Source organism: Rhodococcus globerulus, from assembly GCF_019334125.1.
Classification (GTDB): domain Bacteria; phylum Actinomycetota; class Actinomycetes; order Mycobacteriales; family Mycobacteriaceae; genus Rhodococcus_F; species Rhodococcus_F globerula.
The window spans coordinates 6266924-6281661 of the sequence record NZ_CP079698.1 but is presented as its reverse complement, the minus strand read 5'-3'; the positions used below and the strand labels follow the sequence as shown (position 1 = coordinate 6281661).

General features: G+C 63.2%; 16 protein-coding genes. 11 read left to right on the top strand and 5 right to left on the bottom strand.

Annotation, left to right across the window (positions count from 1 at the left end):
* Window positions 1-15 precede the first annotated feature (15 nt).
* The 5 genes from KYT97_RS28585 (at window position 16) to KYT97_RS28565 (ending at window position 4680) form a co-directional block, all read left to right on the top strand.
* Window positions 16-807: an SDR family NAD(P)-dependent oxidoreductase gene (locus KYT97_RS28585; protein ID WP_045069865.1), complete on the top strand. Its 792-nt coding sequence runs from the start codon at window positions 16-18 to the stop codon at window positions 805-807.
* Between the two features lie 3 nt (window positions 808-810).
* Entirely contained in the window at window positions 811-1716 is a 906-nt protein-coding gene (locus tag KYT97_RS28580; RefSeq protein ID WP_219111420.1) for a TIGR03619 family F420-dependent LLM class oxidoreductase, read from the top strand.
* A gap of 53 nt (window positions 1717-1769) precedes the next feature.
* Entirely contained in the window at window positions 1770-2456 is a 687-nt protein-coding gene (locus tag KYT97_RS28575; RefSeq protein ID WP_141486289.1) for a nitroreductase, read from the top strand.
* A gap of 57 nt (window positions 2457-2513) precedes the next feature.
* Window positions 2514-3647 carry a class I SAM-dependent methyltransferase gene (locus KYT97_RS28570; RefSeq protein ID WP_219111416.1) on the top strand — a complete coding sequence of 378 codons (1134 nt, stop codon included), beginning with the start codon at window positions 2514-2516 and terminating at the stop codon, window positions 3645-3647.
* 175 nt (window positions 3648-3822) lie between these two features.
* On the top strand, window positions 3823-4680 hold the full coding sequence (locus KYT97_RS28565) for a Bax inhibitor-1/YccA family protein (protein ID WP_172937472.1): 858 nt from the start codon (window positions 3823-3825) through the stop codon (window positions 4678-4680).
* Window positions 4681-4731: 51 nt separating this feature from the next.
* Here the strand turns inward: KYT97_RS28565 and KYT97_RS28560 are convergent, their stop codons facing one another.
* Window positions 4732-4959 carry a PLD nuclease N-terminal domain-containing protein gene (locus KYT97_RS28560; protein WP_204368998.1) on the bottom strand — a complete coding sequence of 76 codons (228 nt, stop codon included), beginning with the start codon at window positions 4957-4959 and terminating at the stop codon, window positions 4732-4734.
* 114 nt (window positions 4960-5073) lie between these two features.
* Here KYT97_RS28560 and KYT97_RS28555 point away from each other — a divergent pair, with 114 nt between their 5' ends.
* On the top strand, window positions 5074-5916 hold the full coding sequence (locus KYT97_RS28555) for an SDR family oxidoreductase (RefSeq protein ID WP_219111414.1): 843 nt from the start codon (window positions 5074-5076) through the stop codon (window positions 5914-5916).
* 89 nt (window positions 5917-6005) lie between these two features.
* A complete protein-coding gene (locus tag KYT97_RS28550; protein WP_219111412.1) occupies window positions 6006-6749 on the top strand; it encodes an enoyl-CoA hydratase/isomerase family protein in 744 nt (247 codons plus the stop codon).
* 51 nt (window positions 6750-6800) lie between these two features.
* Here the strand turns inward: KYT97_RS28550 and KYT97_RS28545 are convergent, their stop codons facing one another.
* A complete protein-coding gene (locus tag KYT97_RS28545) occupies window positions 6801-8018 on the bottom strand; it encodes an acetyl-CoA C-acetyltransferase (protein ID WP_033234533.1) in 1218 nt (405 codons plus the stop codon).
* 123 nt (window positions 8019-8141) lie between these two features.
* Window positions 8142-9110 (bottom strand): SGNH/GDSL hydrolase family protein, encoded by a 969-nt coding sequence (locus KYT97_RS28540; RefSeq protein ID WP_415395141.1) that lies wholly within the window; start codon window positions 9108-9110, stop codon window positions 8142-8144.
* A 71-nt stretch (window positions 9111-9181) separates the two neighbouring features.
* Here KYT97_RS28540 and KYT97_RS28535 point away from each other — a divergent pair, with 71 nt between their 5' ends.
* The 3 genes from KYT97_RS28535 to KYT97_RS28525 are packed head-to-tail and all read left to right on the top strand — an operon-like array spanning window position 9182 to window position 12379.
* Complete coding sequence (locus KYT97_RS28535) at window positions 9182-10567, top strand: cystathionine beta-synthase (RefSeq protein WP_033234532.1); 1386 nt, start codon at window positions 9182-9184, stop codon at window positions 10565-10567.
* 40 nt (window positions 10568-10607) lie between these two features.
* On the top strand, window positions 10608-11162 hold the full coding sequence (locus tag KYT97_RS28530) for a hypothetical protein (protein ID WP_219111410.1): 555 nt from the start codon (window positions 10608-10610) through the stop codon (window positions 11160-11162).
* 44 nt (window positions 11163-11206) lie between these two features.
* Window positions 11207-12379 carry a cystathionine gamma-synthase gene (locus tag KYT97_RS28525; protein ID WP_033234530.1) on the top strand — a complete coding sequence of 391 codons (1173 nt, stop codon included), beginning with the start codon at window positions 11207-11209 and terminating at the stop codon, window positions 12377-12379.
* A 53-nt stretch (window positions 12380-12432) separates the two neighbouring features.
* Here KYT97_RS28525 and KYT97_RS28520 read toward each other — a convergent pair whose 3' ends face one another.
* Window positions 12433-13230 (bottom strand): FAD:protein FMN transferase, encoded by a 798-nt coding sequence (locus tag KYT97_RS28520; RefSeq protein WP_033234529.1) that lies wholly within the window; start codon window positions 13228-13230, stop codon window positions 12433-12435.
* Entirely contained in the window at window positions 13227-13526 is a 300-nt protein-coding gene (locus KYT97_RS28515) for a hypothetical protein (RefSeq protein WP_239654783.1), read from the bottom strand. Before KYT97_RS28515 ends, KYT97_RS28520 begins: the two co-directional genes overlap by 4 nt.
* 144 nt (window positions 13527-13670) lie before the next feature.
* Between KYT97_RS28515 and KYT97_RS28510 the strand changes: the two genes are divergently transcribed.
* Window positions 13671-14738 (top strand): C40 family peptidase, encoded by a 1068-nt coding sequence (locus KYT97_RS28510; protein WP_141486281.1) that lies wholly within the window; start codon window positions 13671-13673, stop codon window positions 14736-14738.

Sequence of the window (14738 nt, the reverse complement as noted above, 5' to 3'; positions counted from 1 at the left end):
TTTGTCCCGGGGCCGATGTTGGTGGGCAAGAAGGCGGTGGTGACGGGTGGCGCGCACGCCATCGGCGCCGCAATCGCACGGGCCTATGCGAGTCATGGCGCCCAGGTGCTTGTTGTCGACGTCGACACCGAGCCTGTCGCGGACATCGAATTCGATTCCACAGCAGGTGGTTCGGTTGCGAGTTTGTCCTACGACGTCCGCAAGGCCGAAATTCCGCAGGAGCTGATCGACTTCGCACCGGACATTCTGGTGAACAACGTCGGCCACTTTCTGGCACCGCCGCAAACCTTTTCAGCCACGACGCCGGCGTTCTGGTCGGACATGGGCAATATCAACTTCGACCAGGTTCTGCGCCTGACACATGCCCTGCTTCCCGGCATGATCGAACGCGGCGCAGGCGGATCGATCCTGAATCTGACCACCGTGGAAGCGCATCGGGCAATCCCGGGACACACCGTGTACTCGGCGTACAAGGCCGCGCTGACGCAGTTCACCAGAAGCCTCGGCGTCGAGATTGGTAGAACAGGCGTGCGCGTCAACGCAATTGCGCCCGATCTCATTGAATCCGTGCAGGTGCCGTACCGGTCGATCGTGGCCGCCGACGACTGGGCCAAGTGGCCGCAGTGGGCACCGTTGGGTGGTCCGGGGCAACCAGTGGATATCGCCGGGCCGGCACTGTTTCTTGCATCAGATCTGGCAAGGTACATCACCGGCACCGTCATCCATGTCGACGGTGGCTCCCACGCCGCGGGCGGCTGGTTCCCCACCGAAGAGGGTGGTTGGACCAACCGCCCCCGAAAGGCTTGACCCATGACAACTTTGAGTCTCAACGTTCCGAACTTCGGCACTACGTTGGCAGCGGATTCCTACGGGAAACTGGTTCAGGTCTGCCAAAGCGCGGAGTCAGCCGGGTTCGATCGAGTTCTGGTCACCGATCACGTCGTGATGGGTTCGGACAACTCCGCATACACATGGTCGGCGTTTCCCACCGAGCCGGACGCGAATTGGCTCGAACCCTTGAGCGTGCTGGCTTTTGTTGCCGGACAGACTACAACGATTCGACTGGGCACTGGCATCGTGATCGCGGCGTTGCGCGGGGGAGCCGTGCTGGCCAAGACCGCGGCGACCATCGACCTTCTCTCGCGGGGCCGCTTGGATCTCGGAGTCGGAACCGGCTGGCAGCAACGTGAATACGACGCTGCGGGAATCGACTTCGGCAAGCGCGGACCGCTTCTCGACGACGCATTGGCGATCTGCCGGGCACTGTGGACTTCGGCACCGGCAAGCATCGACACACCCCGCCTGAAGTTCGACGACGTGTACTGCGCGCCTCGGCCGGCCACTGGAATCCCGATCTGGGTGTCAGGTTCGTTGTCGAAGGCCGTCGTGCGACGTGTCGCAACCTGGGGTGACGGGTGGATTCCGATCATGGGCGCCACCAACGACGACCTGCGAGAGGGTGGAGCGCTCATCCGTAAGGCGATGGCGGATCTCGGACGGGATGCGTCGACCCTGGACATTCGTGGACGTCTGACGATTGTCAGGGCGTCGGACGGATCGATCGACCTACATGCGACGATGCTCGGGGCCGAAGAACTTGTCGAGGCCGGCGCGACCGATGTGCTGGTGGCACTGGGAGCGCTCGACCCGAACCCGGACGAGGCGATGGCCGTATTCGGGGAACTGGCATCTGCCTTCACATCCGTAACCACGTAGTGTCTAACGAACGCTAGTAAATACTCGCTGGTCAAGCCCGAGGAGACGCATACATGACCGAGACCACCGCCACCTTGTCGAGCCTGGAATCTCTCCTCGACTCCCGAATCAGTTGCCGGGCATACGAGGATCGTCAGGTTCCTCGCGAGGTCGTCAACGAGATCCTGCGGCTCGCGCAGAAGACCCCCTCCTGGTGCAACACACAGCCGTGGCAGGTGGCAATCACGGAAGGTGAGGGGACCGAAAGGTTCCGGGCCGGTCTGGGCGCCTATGTCATGGCCAATCCACAGGAGTCCGATTTCGAGTTCCCGCGTGAGTACCAGGGTGTCTACAAGTCGCGCCGGTTCGATTGCGCGATGGCGCTGTATTCGAGCGTAGGTATCGAACACGGTGATCGTGCCGGGTCCGGTGCGCAGACCATGAAGAACTTCGAACTCTTCGGCGCTCCGCACGTCGCCATCATCACCACGGACGAGGCATTGGGGACCTACGGGGCCGTCGATTGTGGGCTTTACGTCAACAGTTTCCTGCTCGCTGCTCAAAGTCTTGGTGTCGCCACGATCCCGCAGGCAGCGCTTGCCGGTTGCTCCAAGTTCATCCACGAGCACTTCGGCATCGACGACACCCGCAAGGTCGTGTGCGCGATCTCCTTCGGATACGCGGACACGGAACACCCCGTGAACGGGTTCCGCACAGCCCGCGAGGACGTCGACAACGTCGTGCAGTGGATGTCGAACTGATCACCTGCTCGGAGCGGGATTGAGTGTTGGGCAGGCGGACCTGAGAGACTGGTCCGCATGTCCGACACCCCCGAAATGTTCGATCGACTCCGCCGCTTTCCCGACATCGAGGCACCCAATCTATTTGCTGTCGATGCGGCTGATCGGCTGATCCTCGACGAGGCGGCCGACGCCCTTGCGGCGGCGCCGTCGGGATCGGTAGTTGTTGTCGGCGATCACTACGGAGCGTTGACGGCCGGAGCGGTTCTCGAGCACGGCCGGTCCGAGGTGCGTGTCTACCAGGACCCGCTCACCGGCGAACTGGCGTTGGCGAACAATGCCCGCGAACTCGGATTCACCGAGCGCTACACATCGCACGGACTGGGCGAAGCCCTGCTGCGCGGCGCTCGCGTTGTCCTCATGCAGTTGCCGCGCAGCCTCGCCGAGCTGGGGGAGATCAGCCAGCTGATCGCGCTGCACGCCGATCCAGAGGTACGCGTCTTCGCAGGCGGGCGCGACAAGCACATCACTCCGGCCATGAACAAGGTTCTCGCAGAGTCCTTTTCGGCGGTAAGCGCGTCGCGAGGCCGGCAGAAGTCCCGGGTTCTGCGGGCCGCTGAGCCGAAGGCCGACGTCGCCGTCACGTTCCCGATGACCGAGTGGCTCGACGAATTCGGTCTCGACGTGGTTGCACACGGAGCGGTGTTTGCCGGTGCGAGCCTCGACATCGGAACCCGGTTGTTGCTCGAGAATCTGGGCAAGATCGACATCACGCCCCGGGACGTCGTCGACCTGGGCTGCGGCAGTGGCATTCTGGCGACGGCTATCGCGCTGAAGTTCTCCGACGCTCAGGTAGTTGCGACGGACCAGTCGTCGGCGGCCGTGGCGTCGGCGATGGCTACGGCGTCGGCCAACGGCGTCGGAGATCGAGTTCGCGGCCTGCGGGACGACGCCATGAGCACTCTGCCCGACGCCAGTGTCGACCTGGTCCTCCTGAACCCGCCGTTCCACGTCGGTGCCGCCGTTCATACCGGTGGTGCACTCAAGCTGTTCGAGGCAGCAGGTCGGGTACTGCGTCCGGGCGGGCAGCTATGGACCGTGCACAACGCCCACCTGGGATACCGGGAACCGTTGAAAGCAGCAGTCGGTGAGAGTCAAGCGATGGCGAAGAACGCGAAGTTCATCGTCATGCGATCGATCAAAGCGTCCTAGTATCGGGAACTGTTGACCCACCGGAAACCTGCCGGGAACTACGGCGAACGCTCCGACGTTGTAAATTACGAGTGCTTTACTTTTAGTAAGTACACGGACCGGTCGGAAACTCGGATCCGTTCGGCGAACCCGCGACGCACCCGTCGCAGGTCACCACGATGAAGGGATGATCACGGTGCGCACCACCAGCAACCCGGTGTTCCGCAATCTGCCCAAGCAAGAGGGCAACGGATACGCCTCGTTCGGATCTGCGACGGCGGGCGCCTCGCAGGTCACCCAGCAGTTCGGTCAGCCGCAGTACGCTCCGGCCGAGCCGTACCAGACCGGCCCCACCTCGCGGGCTATGACAATCGACGATGTTGTCACCAAGACGGGCATGACGCTCGGTGTGCTTGCGTTGACCGCGCTGGTCTCGTACTTCCTCGTGAACAACGACCCGAGTCTCGCATCGCCGTTTGTGATCGTCGGCGGTCTGGTCGGACTTGTCCTGGTTCTCGTTGCGACTTTCGGTCGCAAGATGGACAACCCGGCCATCGTGCTGGCTTATGCCGCGTTCGAGGGCCTCTTCCTGGGTGCTCTGTCATTCATGTTCACTGCCCCGATCGAAGCGGCTGGCGGTGTGTCGGCCTCGGTGCTGATCTCACAGGCAGTTCTCGGCACGTTCGGCGTGTTCTTCGGCATGCTTGTGGTCTACAAGACCGGCGCCATTCGTGTGACGCCGCGACTGACCCGCATGATCATCGGTGCCTTGATCGGCGTCGTGGTTCTGGCTCTGGGTAACCTCGTCGCCAGCTTCTTTATCGACGGCGGACTCGGCCTGCGTGACGGTGGACCAATCGCCATTATCTTCAGCCTGGTCTGCATCGGTCTCGCAGCCTTCAGCTTCCTGCTCGACTTCGATGCCGCTGATCAGCTGATCCGCGCACAGGCTCCCGAGAAGGCAGCCTGGGGCGTCGCCCTCGGCCTCACAGTCACCTTGGTCTGGCTGTACGTCGAGATCCTGCGCCTGCTGAGCTACTTCAGTCGCGACTGACAACTCGCAGTAACAAGAATGGCCTCCGCGATGCGGGGGCCATTTCTTTTGTCATAGCGCGTTCTGTCGACGCCTGCTCGCGAAGAACCATGCCGCAGGCCCGACGATCGGCAGGATGACGGAGAGGGCAGACCATCCGATTTTTGCGACCGGATCGGCATCGGACCTCACGATGGACACCACCGCAGTCACCGTGAGAACGATCCACAACAGCATGAACACAGACCAAGCGATGTCGAAACCGATCGGCACCGTCGGATTGTGAGTCTCTTCATTCACGTCGTACTCCTCCATTCCCGCTCCCGTCCCCGTAGACGAGTCCAGGGAGGCACTGGCATTAACCGTATAGACAGGGTCTCCCTCCTTCGGACAAACCGAGTTTGACTGTGTGTCATGTCTGAAAAGAAGGTGTGGTTCATTACCGGCGCTGGTCGAGGAATGGGTGTCGACATCGCCCAAGCCGCGCTCGCCGCCGGACATTCGGTCGTCGCGACGGGACGAAACGCGGACCGGGTCGAGAAGGCTATCGGTGCACATGAGGAGCTACTCGCCGTTGCTCTCGATATCACCTCAACCGAAGCGGCGCAGGCGGCAGCTGCGACTGCAGTCGAACGATTCGGTCGAATCGACGTGTTGGTCAACAACGCCGGAAACTTCTACGCCGGTTACTTCGAGAACATCAGTCCTGAACAGTTCCGGGCGCAGATGGAAACCAATTTTTTCGGCCCGCTCAACGTGACTCGTGCTGTCCTCCCCGTCATGCGGCGCCGGCGCAGAGGTCAGGTCATCACCATCACGTCCACTGCCGGTTTGATCGGTCAGGAGTTCTGCGCCGCCTACGCCGCATCGAAGTTCGCTCTGGAAGGGTGGATGGAGTCTCTGCGCTTCGATCTCGAGCCGTACGGCATCAGCACGATGGCTGTAGAGCCCGGATTCTTCCGGACGGAACTGTTGGTCGAAGGCTCGTCCACGATCTGGCCGGAGCTCGAGATCGAGGACTATGCGGAACGTACTGCCCAGACGATCGAGGCGTGGAAGAGCATGAACGGACAGCAGGGAGGCGACCCCAAGAAGCTCGCCCGAGCTCTCGTTACTCTTTCCGACTCGGAGACATTGCCGCTGCGATTCGTCGCCGGCGCGGACGCGATTAGCGGAGTCGAGCAGAACCTTGCCGTCATTTCGGCCCAGCTCGATGCGAACCGCGACCTTTCGGAATCTCTGTCCTACGACTCCTGACAACTTCTTATGTCGGTGCGGCCGGGTTACGGTGCTTGGGATACCTAGCAGTTGCTTGGTTCCTATCGATGAAGGGCGTGCGTATATCCATGTCGACACCTGTACTCGTCTCGGACAACGGATCTGTGCGGACAGTGACGTTCAACAAACCGGAGCGACTCAACGCTTTTGATGCCGCAGGCTTCCGGGCTCTGACCAAAGCGCTCGACGACGCGGCCGCAGATTCAAGCGTCGCGGTGGTGGTGATCGAGGGTGCGGGCAAGGCATTTTCGAGCGGAGTGGACCTGCGCGCGCTCTCCGAACCTGGGGCGGATACTGCTGATTTCGGACACGCATTTGCGCCGTTGATCGTGGCGCTGGTGGAGTTCCCGAAGCCGCTCGTCGCTGCCGTGCACGGCGCCGCTGTCGGTATCGGTCTGACGATGCTGCTCTTCTGCGACGTCGTCTACGTTGCCGACGATGCTCGGTTGCGTGCCCCGTTCACATCGCTCGGAACGGCGCCCGAGGCGGCAAGTAGTTGGATGCTGCCCAAGGTGATCGGCGCGCAACGCGCGTCCGAACTTCTGTTGACGGCCAGATGGCTGAGCGGAAAAGAAGCAGCCGAGATTGGCATTGCGGTCGCGGCAGTTCCGGCTGATCAGCTACATCCCCGAGCGATGGAGGCTGCGTCGCAGATCGCGGGCAATGTCGGACCCGCAGTCCTGGCCGCGAAAAAGCTGCTGCGCCAGGGATGGTCGGAGGAAGCCCGAGCGGCGGTCCAACGCGAAGACGATGCCGCGCGCGAGCTGATCCGCGAGTTGGGAAGTTTTGCTCAGAAATTCACGACCACCTGAAAACGGCCGCCCGGCAGAAGCCGGGCGGCCGTTTTCGACGTGCTCAGGAGATCAGCTGAGGCGCTCGATCACCATTGCCATGCCCTGTCCGCCGCCGACACACATGGTCTCGACGCCGAAGGTCTTGTCCTGCTCGCGCAGGTTGTTGATCAGGGTGTTGGTGATACGTGCACCGGTCATACCGAAGGGGTGGCCGAGTGCCAGTGCACCGCCGGAGATGTTGAGCTTGTCCTCGTCGATGCCGAGCTCACGAGCAGATCCGATGACCTGGACCGCAAAAGCCTCGTTGATCTCGAACAGGTCGATGTCGGAAATCGACTTGCCCGCGAACTTCAGGGCGTTCTTGACGGCCTGGATCGGGCCGAGGCCCATGATCTCGGGGGACAGACCCGAGACGCCGGTGGAGACGATGCGGGCGAGGGGCGTCAGGCCCAGAGCCTTGGCCTTGGTGTCGGACATGATCACCAGAGCGGCAGCGCCGTCGTTGAGCGGGCAGGCGTTGCCTGCGGTGACGGTGCCGTCGGGACGGAAGACGGGCTTGAGGCCGCTGATGCCTTCGTAGGTGGTGCCGGCGCGCGGGCCGTCATCCTTGGAGACGACGGTGCCGTCCGCGAGGGTGACCGGGGTGATCTCACGCTCGAAGAAGCCACGGTTGATGGCTTCCTCTGCGCGGTTCTGGCTGCGAACAGCGAAGCGGTCCTGATCTTCGCGGCTGATGCCGGTAGCGGAGGCAACGTTCTCCGCCGTCTGGCCCATGCCCAGGTAGACGTCGGGGAGCAGTCCCTCTTCGCGAGGATCGGTCCAGGCGACTCCACCTTCGGCGAGCTTGGCGCTACGCGCCTGCGCTGCGTCGAAGAGCGGGTTCTTGGTGTTCGGCAGGCCGTCTGCGTTGCCCGTGACAAAGCTGGAGACGGACTCGACGCCGGCGGAGATGAAGACGTCACCCTCGCCTGCGCGGATGGCGTGCAGTGCCATCCGGGTGGTCTGCAGCGACGAGGAGCAGTAACGGTTGACCGTCACGCCGGGGAGGAAGTCGTAGCCCAGCTGAACTGCGACGACGCGGGCGATGTTGAAGCCCGACTGTCCGGCAGGCTGACCGCAACCCATGATGAGGTCGTCGATCTCGGTGGGGTCGAGCTCGGGGATCTTCGCCAGCGCGGCTGCAACCATCTGGGTGGCGAGGTCATCGGGGCGGATGTCCTTGAGCGAACCCTTCATTGCGCGGCCGATGGGCGACCGTACTGCTGAGACGATTACTGCCTCGGGCATGAAAACTCCTTTTGTGTACTGCGTGGTCGGCGCAGACGACTGCGCGACGAGCAGGGCAAGATGAATGCAGCTTCGACTGCCAATTTACGTTGCCGACCCGAAAACAGGGGCACGGAGTCTCACTCAGTCGTCGCCAAGCTCCTGTACTGCGGGTTTCGGGTGGCCGATCCACCCAACGCGGTGCAGAGCAGTGGATACGCGGGCAGCCATCGTCTGTGCCTGTGCGGCGTCCGAGATCTGGGGGAGATCGGGGAGTGGTCCGCCGGTCCATTCGCCTAACGCCGCAGCGAGCACCGGCACGATCTGGCGGGCCGCGAGCTCGTAGCCGGCCGCCGACGGGTGGAACCGATCAGCCGAGAACATCGTGTCAGGCGAAGCGAGGAATTCTTTTGCGAGCAGATCGGCCAGCGGAACAGGATGCCCACCCGCAGCTCTTGTCGCCGACGCCTGCGCTGCCGCCAAACGATGTCCCCACTCGCGTACGACGGTTCGCAGCGGTTGTGGGATCGCGGTGACCACCCCCAGATCGGGACACGTGCCGACCACGACGACGGCGCCGCTCTCACGCAAGCGCCGTACTGCGTCACCGAGACGCCTGGCCGATGCTCGAATAGCGTTCTTGGCAGTCACGTCGTTTGCGCCGATCAGGATCACCGCCGCGTCCGGCGCCGCCCCGGCAATGAACATGGCGTCGACCTGGCCACTCAAACCGCGCGACGTGGCGCCGCCGATAGCCTTGGTGCTCAGGCGGATTCGCTTCCCGGTCTCCTCCGAGAGGAGTTTCGCGATCCGCACCCCCGGTACCTCGTCCGCGGTCACGGCGCCAACACCAGCGGCTGACGAATCGCCGAAAATCATCAGATGGAGGTCGAACGGAACGCCGCGCCACCACCGCTCCGGTGCGTCGATGCCCGGCAAATACACACCGTCCGCTTCGGGTGGTTTGGAGACATTGCGTCCGATCAAGCCGCGTGCGGCACCGGCCTGCGACATCAGGTACTGGTACGCCAACCACGTCGCCGTGCCGGCGCTCGACCCGGCCACCACTGTGGCCACCGACGCTTTCACTCCGGTCCGACTCACAGTGGTCAATCTAGCCGGATCGCCGCACCTTCGCCCGACGTCTACGCGCAGCGATTCGCCGGATCTGGGAACATGGAGCGATGCGCATCGCGGAACACGTCGTAGACCTCATCGGCAACACCCCACTCGTCAAACTCACGTCCGTCACGGGCGAGAACTACGGCACTGTGGCAGCCAAGGTCGAATACCTCAACCCGGGCGGTAGCTCCAAGGACCGTATCGCCGTCAAGATGATCGACGCGGCGGAGGCCTCCGGAGAATTGAAGCCGGGCGGCACCATCGTCGAACCGACGTCAGGCAACACCGGAATCGGTTTGGCGCTCGTCGCTCAGAAACGCGGATACAAGTGCGTGTTCGTCTGCCCCGACAAGGTCAGCGAAGACAAGCGAAACGTTCTGCGTGCTTACGGAGCCGAGGTAGTCGTCTGCCCCACAGCCGTCGCACCCGAGCACCCCAACAGTTACTACAGCGTCTCCGATCGGCTCACCCGTGAGATCCCGGGTGCCTGGAAGCCCAACCAGTACTCCAACCCGGGCGGACCGGCAAGCCACTACGAGACCACCGGCCCCGAGATCTGGGCAGACACCGACGGCAAGATCACGCACTTCGTCGCCGGCGTCGGCACCGGTGGAACCATCACCGGCACCGGCCGCTACCTCAAGGAGGTGTCGGGCGGCAAGGTCAAGGTTGTCGGCGTCGACCCCGAAGGTTCCGTCTACTCCGGCGGCACGGGTCGTCCGTACCTGGTCGAAGGTGTCGGCGAAGATTTCTGGCCCACGGCTTACGATCCGTCCATTCCGGATGAGATCATCGCCGTGTCGGATGCGGACTCCTTCGAGATGACGCGTCGTCTGGCCCGTGAAGAAGGCCTGCTGGTCGGTGGATCGTGCGGCATGGCTGTCGTCGCGGCACTCGAGGTCGCCAAGCGCGAAGGCCCCGACGCACTTGTTGTCGTACTCCTTCCCGACGGTGGCCGCGGCTACCTGTCCAAGATCTTCAACGATCAGTGGATGGCGTCGTACGGCTTCCTGCGGACTCCGCTCGACGGCAAGGCAAACGTCCCCACCGTGGGCGACGTGCTGCGCGGAAAGTCGGGAGAACTGCCCGATCTCGTGCACACGCACCCATCGGAAACCTTGCGTGACGCCATCGAGATCCTGCGTGAATACGGTGTGTCACAGATGCCGGTGGTTGGTGCCGAACCGCCCGTCATGGCAGGTGAGGTGGCCGGCAGTGTCACCGAACGTGATCTGCTCAGCGCAGTATTCGAAGGCCGTGCGCAACTTGCCGATTCGGTCGAAAAGCACATGAGTGCGCCGTTCCCGCTCATCGGATCGGGCGAGCCGGTCTCGGCCGCGACCAAGGCACTCGGCGATACTGACGCCCTCATGGTCGTCGACGACGGTAAGCCCGTCGGTGTCATCACCCGCCACGACCTTTTGGGATTCCTCAGCGCCGGATCCTGAGACATCCGAGTTTGTCCCCCGGAAGGTAGGGTCAGCGCCCATGGGGGACAAACTCGTCGGATATATCGGTGTTCTTGCGGCAGTGCTGGTGACAACGGCGTGTAGTTCGACGGTTGCCGGCACTCCGCAAGCAGCATCGGGGGCAAAGGTAGCGGTGTCGACTACCGCCCCGTCCGGGAAGTCGACTACCGCCGAAACGGCGCCGACGACGGTTAAGCCGACGGCATCGCTCGCTCCGGCCTTCTCAGGCTCGGTGAAATGCTCGACACTCATGCCGGCAGTCCGTGACATCGTCGAACCGTACGGCGCCCCCAACGACATGCCGAACGGGTGCATCTGGATGGACGGCGGCAGGTCCATCGCCATCACGTCCTTTACGATGACCAACTCGCAGAGTACGCGCGAGACGATGGCAAAAAGTGGATACGACCTGCAGGACCCGCGACTGAGAAGTTTGGGTGCGGTTGCCAAAGGTGGTCTGACGATCACTGTTCTCTCACCCGAACACATGACCATGGTGATGTACAGCCCCGACCTCACCGAGACCGCCGCGTTGGATGCGGCAATCAGAGTCGTGGAGTTGGTCGAGAACTGACACAGCCGCCCTGCATCGGCGAGGTGGCTACTAGTCTGGTGGGCATGAGCGAGCAACGCAGCAAGGCCGACAACATCAGCTGGCAGGGTTTCTCCACGAAAGCGGTACACGCGGGCTACGAGCCCGATCCGCTGACCGGTGCCGTCAACGTTCCGATCTACGCGAGTTCCACCTTCGCGCAAGACGGTGTGGGTGGGATGCGCAGTGGATTCGAGTACGCGCGCACGGGCAATCCCACTCGTCGACCGCTCGAAGCGAACCTGGCGGCACTCGAATCAGGTAGCTACGGTCGGGCTTTCAGCTCGGGCATGGCTGCCACTGACTGCCTCCTCCGATCCGTTCTGCGCCCGGGTGACCACCTCGTCATCCCCGACGACGCTTACGGCGGAACCTTCCGACTCATCGACAAGGTCTTCACACAGTGGGGCATCGAGTACACCCCGGCTCCGGTCTCGGACGTCGACGCGGTACGCGCAGCGATGCGACCCAACACCAAGCTGGTGTGGGTGGAAACACCTACGAACCCATTGCTCAACATCGGTGACATCGAACTCCTGGCCGAGGTTGCGCATGAGGGCAATGCAAAGATCGTGGTGGACAACACCTTTGCATCGCCCTACTTGCAGCAGCCCCTGCAGTTGGGCGCCGACATCGCTCTGCACTCCACTACCAAGTACATCGGTGGACACTCCGATGTGGTCGGTGGCGCACTGGTCTGCGACGACGAAGAGCTCGACCACGCTTTCGCGTTCCTGCAGAACGGTTCCGGCGGCGTTCCCGGTCCGTTCGACGCCTTCCTCACGCTGCGCGGCATCAAGACATTGGCATTGCGGATGGAGCGTCACAGCGACAACGCCGAAAAGGTTGTCGAACTGCTCGACGGGCACCCCGCCGTCGCGAGCGTCATCTACCCGGGTCTCGCCTCGCATCCGTCGCACAAGGTTGCGGCCAAGCAGATGCGGCGATTCGGCGGCATGATCTCGGTGCGCCTCAAGGGTGGCAAAGCTGCCGCGCTCGAACTGTGCTCACGCACCGAAATCTTCACGCTCGCAGAATCTCTCGGCGGCGTCGAATCGCTCATCGAGTTCCCCGGCGCCATGACCCACGCGTCGACCGCCGGTTCGGCGCTCGAGGTTCCCGACGACCTGGTCCGTCTGTCGGTTGGTATCGAAGATGCCTCCGACCTGGTCGGCGATATCGAGCAGGCGCTGGCGTAACTCTGTGCTGTGCGCCTTTGTCAACCGCGGGCGGTTGACAAAGGCGCACAGTGTCAGTCGTCCGGCCACCCCGCCAGGGTGGTGACCCGGAACTCCTGATCGACCAGGCGGGCCGGGCGATCCAGCTTGTGCAGCCAATCGATGGCGGAGCCGCTCATTCCCACGGCTACCCGGCTCAGTGCTGCTGCCTCCGCACAGGATTCGGCTATCACCGATACCGTGCGCCACATCGATGTTGCCGTCGATTCCCGGGCAAGCGGCTTGACGGTGCTGGCCGTCGCGATGCCGCACCCGGAAGGAACGGCAACCTGACACGTGGGGTCACCCGGGAGATCTTGAACCTGAATCTGCCAGCCGCCTTCCGGCGACGGTCCGGCCACGGCTATGTCTCCGCCCAAGGCAACGAGAACCCCGCAGCCGAGAAGTTCGGCTGTGGTTGCGGCGCAATGGTCAGCCGAACTGGCGCGCGCAGTGGCGGATAGATCGAGGACAACGTCGGCCGGGCTGAACACCCGGTTGCTCTCGACGCGGATCTTCCACCAGGAGTGTGGATCTCGCGAGCCTGCCGTTGGGGTGAGTTTGCCGTCGGTGAGGCGCGCGATCGCGAGTGCGTCCGTGAGGAAATGCGCAAACATCGGCGTTATGGGGGCGCCGTCGACCTCGAGAGCCGGGCCGGATCCGAATGTGCGGATCTCGGAGTCTGCGCGATCGCGATTGGTGGCCGCGTCGGCAGCGCTCAGATAACCCCGCACGAGACTGGCGGCGGAGGCGAGGGCACCGGGATCGGTGACGACTACGCGGGCCTGGACGCCCCATGTGAGCCATTCGGTTGCGGCGCGTGGTGCGTTCACGAACCGTTCGAGACGGCGTCCGGAACTCCGAACCCGCTGGCTACGACCAGTCGTGATGCGGCCGCATGCTTCGAGGTGGTGTCGGTGGAGATGGCCGTCGTGGTGGAACTGTCGGTGGGGTTGGAAACGAGGGATAAGCCACCACTTGCGATGGCGCCCGCAACAGCCGTCGCAGCAAGCGCGAGGTGAACGGGTCGGTATGCCGAGGTGCGAGCCCGAGTGGGCCGTGTCCGATCGTCGCTCATGTCCACAGCCTGCCCGCCGAACCTGAGAAAAGCCTTGGGGTATGTGGTCATTTGGGTAACGTCTGACGTGATAAATGAGACATTGGTTACAGGTTGGTGTGCCACCGGGGATATCGAATGCATGTTCGAAACCCTAGGCGGTGCCACCGACAGGTTCGGCCGGCTCGTGGATCGATCAGTTACCGGAGGTTTTTGATGGCAGTGAGTGTCCTGGCGATCACTGTGTCGATCGGTACTGCACTGGGGGTGATAGGAGCAACACTGGGGACGCCCGCAGAGGCGAATGCAGCTCCCGCCGCGGAAATCTCACTCGCGGCCTGGGGCGGGCCGGTGCGAGCACAAGAGAATCCGGAAGGGCTTGTGCCCTCGGTGCCGTCCAATTTTCCCGGTGCTGCTCTGGCGCCGGTTGGCGCGGTCGCGGTATTTGCTCCGTGGGTCAAGAAAGCGGGCGCAATCTGCCCGGAGATCACGCCGGCGGTGGTGGCATCTCTGTATTCGACGCGCAGTGGCTTTCAATACGGCCCCGGCGCAGAAGTGTCAGACGAGGGTGGGCGCGGACCTGGCCGATTCACCACAGCAGCGTGGACGGCGTACGGCAAGGACGGCGACGGCGACGGCAAGATGGACATCTTCGGTGTCGCAGACCCCGTGATGACGTCCGGCTACCGACTGTGTGAACTGGTGAAGCAGGCCCAGTCGTGGCAGCAATCAGGGGAGGTCCAGGGCGATACCGTCGAACTGGCGCTGGCAGCCTACGACGTCGGGCCCGAGGCAGTGCGGGCAGCGCACGGCGTTCCGCAGGATCAGACTGCGGCACCCTTCGTCGCGCAGGTCACGTCCTTGCAGGATTCCTTTGCCCTGATGCTTGCGCCGTTCAATTACAACAATCTTGCGGCCGCGGTAGGCGGTGTAGTCCAAGCCGGACTGAAATTCCTCGGACTGCCGTACGTGTGGGGCGGAGGAAACATCAACGGTCCGTCGATGGGCGGGTTCGACTGCTCGGGACTGACGTCGTACGCCATCCACGCCGCAACCGGGATCACTTTGCCACGCACGTCGGAAACCCAATGGGGTGTCGGCGTCGAGATTCCCCTCGATCAAGCGCAACCAGGTGATCTGCTGTTCGGAAACTGGCAGGCAGGCGGCCCCGGACACGTCGCGATCTACGTCGGAAACGGGCAGATGCTGCACGCGCCGACCTTCGGCGACGTAGTGAAAGTCGGTCCGATCTTCGCCGGTATGAAGGCGCGACGAGTGATCTAG

What these genes read in the sequence shown, in the direction of transcription:
- KYT97_RS28580 (WP_219111420.1), top strand. Translation starts at nt 811, where the DNA reads ATGACAACTTTGAGTCTCAACGTTCCGAACTTCGGCACTACGTTGGCA.
- KYT97_RS28550 (WP_219111412.1), top strand. Translation starts at nt 6,006, where the DNA reads ATGTCGACACCTGTACTCGTCTCGGACAACGGATCTGTGCGGACAGTG.
- KYT97_RS28575 (WP_141486289.1), top strand. Translation starts at nt 1,770, where the DNA reads ATGACCGAGACCACCGCCACCTTGTCGAGCCTGGAATCTCTCCTCGAC.
- KYT97_RS28525 (WP_033234530.1), top strand. Translation starts at nt 11,207, where the DNA reads ATGAGCGAGCAACGCAGCAAGGCCGACAACATCAGCTGGCAGGGTTTC.
- KYT97_RS28510 (WP_141486281.1), top strand. Translation starts at nt 13,671, where the DNA reads ATGGCAGTGAGTGTCCTGGCGATCACTGTGTCGATCGGTACTGCACTG.
- KYT97_RS28535 (WP_033234532.1), top strand. Translation starts at nt 9,182, where the DNA reads ATGCGCATCGCGGAACACGTCGTAGACCTCATCGGCAACACCCCACTC.
- KYT97_RS28570 (WP_219111416.1), top strand. Translation starts at nt 2,514, where the DNA reads ATGTCCGACACCCCCGAAATGTTCGATCGACTCCGCCGCTTTCCCGAC.
- KYT97_RS28530 (WP_219111410.1), top strand. Translation starts at nt 10,608, where the DNA reads ATGGGGGACAAACTCGTCGGATATATCGGTGTTCTTGCGGCAGTGCTG.
- KYT97_RS28545 (WP_033234533.1), bottom strand. Translation starts at nt 8,018, where the DNA reads ATGCCCGAGGCAGTAATCGTCTCAGCAGTACGGTCGCCCATCGGCCGC.
- KYT97_RS28515 (WP_239654783.1), bottom strand. Translation starts at nt 13,526, where the DNA reads ATGACCACATACCCCAAGGCTTTTCTCAGGTTCGGCGGGCAGGCTGTG.
- KYT97_RS28585 (WP_045069865.1), top strand. Translation starts at nt 16, where the DNA reads ATGTTGGTGGGCAAGAAGGCGGTGGTGACGGGTGGCGCGCACGCCATC.
- KYT97_RS28555 (WP_219111414.1), top strand. Translation starts at nt 5,074, where the DNA reads ATGTCTGAAAAGAAGGTGTGGTTCATTACCGGCGCTGGTCGAGGAATG.